Raw genomic sequence first — 6,944 nt, 5'->3', positions numbered from 1 at the left:
AATCCACGATGCTTGCGGAATTCACATAGGTGCTGGCATACCAGGAGGTTAACACAAGAGCACTCAACAATAGGACCATATCTGAAAGCTTCAGCAGGCCTACCAGCAACTGTCTACGATAGTTTGACATAATTCCCATCTCCCCAAATCTGTATCATGTATCAATCACGATGTGTCCAGCCTGTGTCTAACTCCACAAGGCCTTCAAGCTATCTACTGCACTCAAGAAGTATGCCACAATTCGCCTTTTCCGGAGTTTTTTTGTCGCTGGCCACATAGCTTAACTACTTAATATTAATGCATTATTTCTCAGCCCAAAAAACGCGTCATTTCCCGTCAAAGACGGGTTGTGCAACAAAATACCCTTTTTAGGAAAAAGAATTCACACTACTGATCAGCAGGTCGGAAAATTGAAAATAGGAAGGTTCAATATGGAAGGATCCTGAAGTCACAAATACGGTAGCAGATCCAACATTTACCGCTAACATATTGTTGTTACAGCGTATCTTTTGGCAGTCTCCCCTTCGCAAAACATCATGCAGGCACATCGCCCCCTTTGGCGGCGCATGAAAACTTTTTACGGCAAGGGATCTTTTAAAGAGAACATATTTTCACAGTTTTGGTCCGCCTAGTCCCCAGCCTCTTTGCCCGTGGCACTCTCTGGCTGCTTAACCTCGGGCGCCTTTTCCAGAATTTTCACATGCCACTTCTTGAAGTACTGCTCTCTTTGCTCCTCCATCCTCTTTCTGTGTAATACCATCCGGATCCTGGATTTCACTTCTTCCAGGGGCCTCAGCCCCCCACGTTTAGCCAAGAGTTTTATGAGCTCATACCCTCTGTCTGTTTTAATGACGTCGCTTACTTCATCTTTTTTCAGGCTCATGGCTGCGGCTTCAAGGGCTGGATCGAGGTCTCCTTTATTGGACCAGTCGATGGCGCCTCCCTTTTTTGATGAAGGATGAATCGATTCCTGCCTCGCTAATACACTGAAGGGCTTGCCCCCTTTGATTTTCTTCAGGATTTCTTCTGCCTCATCAGGCGTTTCGACCACAATGAGGCCCAGCCTCAGTCTCAATGGTTCCTGGAACGCATCGATATTGGCTTCGTACTCCTTGGAAATATCCTCATCCGTTATCCTGATGTTTTCTTCAATAACCCTTTTTCGGTATGCATCTGCCAAAACATCGTCCATTTTTAGCCTAAGCTTCCGTGCAATCTTCGGATCATTCTGAAGACCAACTTTCTCGGCTTCCCTTGAAAACACGGTTGTGTCTACAAAGTACTGGATCCAACGCCGCCTGAGTTTGTCCTTTTCCTCTTCTTTTGCCTTGGCCACAATAGGGGCGATAGCGTCTTCCTTGAAGACCTCCTCTCCTATTTTAACCAGGATGCCTTCTCCGGGATTTCTGTCAACACCCGCCTTTTCATAATAGCCGTGAATCATTTGCCTCTTGTTTTGCCCCATTAACCGAAAGCGTATTTTGGATTCGACATCTTCGAATTTCACTAGATTTTCTTCACTCTTATCAAGGACCTTCACAATCTGGTACTCATTTGCCGTTTCCATTTTAATGATATCGCTCACTGCTCCTATGCCCACTTTGAAGGCCGCCTTCTCCAGTGCCGGGTCGATCCTCTTCCTGTAAAGCCACTCCTTCTTGCCTCGGTCCTTGGCACGAACCAGCTTAGACCATTGCTTGGCAACCGTCGGGAAAGGCTCTTTGGCTCTTAACCTCGTCATGGCTTGCTCGGCATCCTTTTTCTGAACCACCCGAATCTGCTGAACCAGAATCCCTTCAGGAACCACAAACTGATCCTGGTGATCATCATAATACGCTCTGATCTCTTCGTCCGAAGGCTCTATGTTCGGCTCAATACGCTCTTGGACAAAAGACCTTGCCAGCAGCTCTCGTCTGGCTTTGTCAAGCTCCCTTTGAATTTCAGGGTCCTTCTGAAAGCCGATTTTTCTTGCCTCTTCGGAATAGATCTTTGTATCCACAAGATAGTAAACAGTTCGTACAGCAAACGCTTCCCGCTTGCGCGCCGGCATAGCCTCCAACGTGGCCTCAAGATCTGCCTTCAAAATGGGTTCGTCTCCCACCAAGGCCACAACGTCTTTGCCAGGCTGCTCCACGGTCGTGACAGGTTTGTCCTTGACCACCTTCTCATCACGACACCCTGCCAGCACAACGACAAACGCGCACAAGATCAATGCCACTCCGGTTCGAAAAGCCTTCATAAAAAACAACCTCCCAGTCATTTGTCATTGGTTATCGGTTATAAAGAAAGATATCTTTAACCGCCGACGCACGCGGACGCACGCAGACTAATAACTGGCCGACATGGCCAGCTATTTACTGTCATGCCCTTCGGGCATATTAGAAACCTTCCTGATCTGCCAGGTTTACATACATCCAACATGTCGCTTCTTTTCGCCGTCAGGCGGCCTGGCCCGTTTTGTCCGGCCAGACTTGCCCCGTGGAATTCCGCTCTGCGGACCCCCGTCGGAGGATTCCATAGGGCGAGCCTTACTCAGCCGGGGGAGGAGCATGCCCTGTTAAATGCGAAGCCATTTAAGCGGGGTCTGCGGCCGTCTGCGGTTAACTCATTCAACCAATCTCTTTCAACACCAGCTCAATTACCCTGGGGATGGCTGCCTCGACCTCGGGGGTCATTTCATCGTAACCCAAATCCATGTCCTTGGGCTCAATACCGATAATGATGGGATCTACCTTAAGGCCCATCAAATCCGCTGTGGCAAAGACCTGCGGCAGGTCGATTTCGTGAAGGGACATATGACACCTGGTTTTACCTGACTCGATATCCGCCCTGGTGAGGCGATGGATCGTGCCCGGATCGTCGCCGCCATCGACGGCATCGACCACCACCACCTTTTCTCTCTCTTCCAGATGGTCCAGAAGGTCCAGGCCCAGGACGCCTCCTTCGAGTACTTCCACGTTTTCCGGAAGATCCATATTCTGAAGACGCCTTGCCACATGGACGCCGACACCTTCATCTTTCAAAAGGGTGTTTCCAACGCCGAGGATAAGGATGGGTTTCTTGGGAGATGATATCGACATAAGAAGAGTGAGGGAGGGGGGACAAGCCCCCCTCCCTTGTTAGAGGTAGGCCTCTAGTTACCCACAAGTAGGGGCAGGATCAATGTAGATCGTTTTTTCCTCGGTCTTCCCGCGGCCATTCTTCTTTACCAGATGGACCGCACAGGCCGTACAGAAATCCCAGGAGTGTGACACCCTGAGAATCTCCAGCGGATGGTCGGTGTCCTTGACAAACACATCTTCCATGGCCTTTTCAGCCGGCCCGGGAACACCAAACGAATCCCGCGGAGACGCATTCCATGTGGACGGGACCACGCACTGGTAATTTTCGATCTTACCGGTGCTCATGTTGGTCTTCATCCAGTGGCCCAAAGCCCCGCGGGGCGCCTCGGTCCAGCCGTAGGAGCTGGAATAGTACTTGTCCGCACCGCCGCCGTCGCGCGTGGTGCTGGTTTCCGCGCCGACTTGGGCTTCAAGTCTGTTCAGCCAGCCCACCATGGCGTTGGCCACCTTCCAGCACTCAAGCTGCCTGGCCGCGTAGCGGTCCAGGCAAGAGCCGCCGGTGTAGGTCAGGTTGTAGCCCGCAGGACCGAGGTCGGGCATGGTACCCATCCCGGTAAAGATGGCGCCCAGGTTGGGACCGGGGGCGCCGTACTGAGGCAGCGGCACACCGGCAAAAGGTCCAAGCGGTATGGTGACCCCATTAGTGAACGGCAATGCGGCACTGGTTCCCATGGCCCCAAGATCGTACAGGATGCCGGCATAGTAATCGCCGTTCACCTGCATCCGGGCCAGCGGACCCGCCTCATAGGGCACCGCAGGCCCTAAGCCATCCGCAGTGTCCTTGTACCGTGGCGACTTGATCCACGAATAGGCTCCCTTATCCGGATAGGCTGGGTCCCCGATTTGCGGATTCGGGATCCTTCTGGGCTCAGGAGTCGTTTCACCCTGAAGTGGCTGCTTCCACCCGCCCTTGCCACCATTGTACAGGTAGTGACTGCTTTCTATATTCTCCAATACGTTTTGCTGCAGTGCCGGCTGCCACTCGGCGGGCTTGGGACCGGAAAATGTGGCCGGAAGCACGCCCGTCTGGTTGGAGTACTTGGCGCCAGTGTTCTTGCGGCCCCGGCTGAGCAAGCGGTTGTCGCCGATGGCGTTGGCAAGATCGCCCTTTTCAAACACACCGTAGGCCAGGAACCGCTCATAGGCGTTTCCGAGCCAGAAGTATTCGGGATAAAAACTCGCCGCTGCCACTACATCGAACAAATGGGAGCCGGCGAACGGGGTAGCTGGATCCGTGGTCGTCCCCACGATCGGAAGATTGCTAAAATCCAATACCGTCGTGTTGCCCACGTAGTTGGCAAAGTCAAAGGGCGTACCGATGAACGCCAAAATCGTACCGGCAGCGGGCGCCGTGGGTGTCCCGCCGACGCCGCCTTCATAGAGCAGCTCCCTGGTCTTGTCAATGGCCTCCTGGCTCACCGAGGGTGAAGCGCCCCCTGGGGTGAGGCCCTGGATAAAGGGAGCCCTGCCGCCCCAGAGACCGCCGATCTGGTTGCACATGCGGCGGAATTGCAAAGCGAGCACGTACTTGGCTGTCAAAAACTTCGTGACAAGGGTACCGAACCGATAGTAGTACCCGTAGTCCACAGCCCCGGGCGTCGGCCCATACCTGGGGCACAACGGCCCCTTGTTCAGGCCCAGACCATCTTGGGACGCGTCCACAAAGTCGAGCGCAGCCAAGTGATAGAAGTGAACAATATGGGATGCCACGAAGTTTGACCCGTAGATGATGTCCCGAACCAGATGACCCGCTTCAGGGATGTCATCGGTATCAGGCCTGCTGGCGTGAATGGTGGCATCTTCATCATGGACATTAAAACCATAAGCAAATCCAACGTTCTTGGCGGCCGCCAATCCATGGCTGACTAGTCAGACGCCTCAGATGCGGCCGCAAATGATGATGGCATCTCTCGGATCACGGCCGACGAGAATTTTCTCCCAGCCGCGAAACATCATGCCGCGAACTTTGGCGCTCGTTGAACGGCCGTTAATATCGACCTCCACTTCCCACTTCTGATGTCCTTCGATTCGATTAACAGGATCTATATTAATACTTGCCATCTGTATACACCTCCTTTTCAAGCATTCTTATGAGAAGTTGTTCTTATCAGGTTCAAAGAAAGGTGACCGGCCATCCGGGAAATCGACCTCCGCGCAGCCCTGACACACATAGTTGGCTCCCGAGTGATTGGGCGTGGCGGAACCGAGACCTGAGCCCACACACCACTGGTTGGGCTGATGGTCGTCGAAGTTGTTCCATCTGCGCGTCGGGCAATCCGGGCTGGCATACGGGCCGTTGCAGCCCTGTTCTCTTGTACAGAATTCTTTTTGGCTCGTGCCGTCACCATTTCCGGGCCCTGCACCGAGATCGGTGCAAAGGTTGGTGGGGTGAAACTTGGGGCACACCTCACAGAAGGTTGAATAGCCCTTATCCCCGGTGTAAATATCCCTGGGGGTATTCTTCCTGATATACCTTGTAAATACCTGGTTGTCTCCGAGCCATACGCGGTCCGGCACCTCTGTCGTGTCCAGGGCCGGCAGGCTCGACGTCAGGATATAATAGGCAAGCGGATAGATCATCCAGTCCGGATGCGGTGCGCAGCCCGGGCAATTGACAATCTTGCCCCTTAGATCCGCCTTGCCGCCTGTTCCATCGTAACCCCTGTAGTTGACCAGGAAGTTATATCCGCCGGTGGAAGCGCACCTAGTCCCCTTGGCTGCCGGAATGCCGCCAAAGGACGCGCACGTCCCGAAACAGACAAAACCGAGACAGTTGGGACTGGTAGCCAGCCATTCCACCACCTCGGCGATGCTGCGCTCCATCTTTCCGTTTCCGTCGCCCGTGTCAAAACTTCCGGCCACCGAATAGGGTTGACGGGCAACTGTCGGCTGCGTTGCTTTATAATGGGGATCCATGAGCGGGATCGCCCCTGAAAGTGCCAGGAAAAAGGGCGTATTATCCTCCAGACACTCTACATGGTCCGTAATCAAGTCCCCGGCAGCGGCCATCACCTCGCTCTGGTAGTCCAGATTGATGTAGCCGTTGGGAAAAGGCGCCCAACCGGGTCTCACGCCCCCGGTCAAAGCCCCCACGGCATCGCCCACAAGCAGGTCCACAACGTCCTGTACAGGGGCGCCGGGAGACGCAGTTGTGCCATCCAGCGCCGTGGGTGTCCAGTTCCAGCTTGTGTCTGACAACAGTGCGGGCGGGTAGTCTGTCTGCATGCGATTCAGGATGCTCAGGGTACAGCCCCCACAGGACTGTCCCTGCATCCAGATCACATGGGGTACCTCAAAGTCTTCGCAGCCGCAAACATTGGCAGCCAAGGCCTTCTCCAGCTTCAGCAGGTCCAGCTGGCTCAGGCCCAGTGCTGCGGCAGAGGCTGTGCAGTACTGCAAAAATTGCCTTCTGGTTATCTTCATTGTTCCATTCCCTCCTTTCGGAATAGAGGTTGTTCTCCTTGAGTTATTCATAGCAAGGAGGGGAAGCCCCCTCCCTGCCATGTTCCTAGTTGCAAGTCTCCTGATTCAAGATGAATACCCCTGGATAGCCGTAAGAGGCATCTGTCTTGACACCGTCTTTTTCCACCCAGATATAAAGCTGCAGACCCTTTGCGCCCGCAGGCACATCAATGGCAGCCTTGATCAGAAGGCTGGTCCATGCAAGCCTGGTCAGCTCAAGACCGGTATCAGCCGCATACATGGGGCCTGTGCCGATATAGACGTGGCCGTTGCCTTGCGTCGGGCCGAAACCCCAGCCGTAGATCTTGGCAACGGAATTCTGCGCATAACAGGGTTCACTCGCATCACAGATGGTGTCTT

6 protein-coding genes are annotated in these 6,944 nt (G+C 53.9%); all 6 read right to left on the bottom strand.

Annotation, left to right across the window (positions count from 1 at the left end; translation table 11 throughout):
- Window positions 1-628 precede the first annotated feature (628 nt).
- Window positions 629-2,239 carry a peptidyl-prolyl cis-trans isomerase gene (locus tag JW883_03230; protein ID MBN1841280.1) on the bottom strand — a complete coding sequence of 537 codons (1,611 nt, stop codon included), beginning with the start codon at window positions 2,237-2,239 and terminating at the stop codon, window positions 629-631.
- A gap of 370 nt (window positions 2,240-2,609) precedes the next feature.
- A complete protein-coding gene (locus JW883_03225; GenBank protein ID MBN1841279.1) occupies window positions 2,610-3,023 on the bottom strand; it encodes a hydrogenase maturation protease in 414 nt (137 codons plus the stop codon).
- 114 nt (window positions 3,024-3,137) lie between these two features.
- On the bottom strand, window positions 3,138-4,976 hold the full coding sequence (locus tag JW883_03220) for a nickel-dependent hydrogenase large subunit (protein ID MBN1841278.1): 1,839 nt from the start codon (window positions 4,974-4,976) through the stop codon (window positions 3,138-3,140).
- 24 nt (window positions 4,977-5,000) lie between these two features.
- A complete protein-coding gene (locus JW883_03215) occupies window positions 5,001-5,183 on the bottom strand; it encodes a hypothetical protein (protein MBN1841277.1) in 183 nt (60 codons plus the stop codon).
- A 27-nt stretch (window positions 5,184-5,210) separates the two neighbouring features.
- On the bottom strand, window positions 5,211-6,545 hold the full coding sequence (locus JW883_03210; GenBank protein ID MBN1841276.1) for a twin-arginine translocation signal domain-containing protein: 1,335 nt from the start codon (window positions 6,543-6,545) through the stop codon (window positions 5,211-5,213).
- An 85-nt stretch (window positions 6,546-6,630) separates the two neighbouring features.
- Window positions 6,631-6,944 (bottom strand): hypothetical protein (locus JW883_03205; GenBank protein ID MBN1841275.1); only part of this gene is annotated, 314 nt, incomplete at its 5' end.

Source organism: Deltaproteobacteria bacterium (assembly GCA_016930875.1).
GTDB lineage: Bacteria > Desulfobacterota > Desulfobacteria > Desulfobacterales.
Note: the sequence above shows the minus strand (reverse complement) of the source record. Positions and strands in the feature narration are given on the sequence as shown.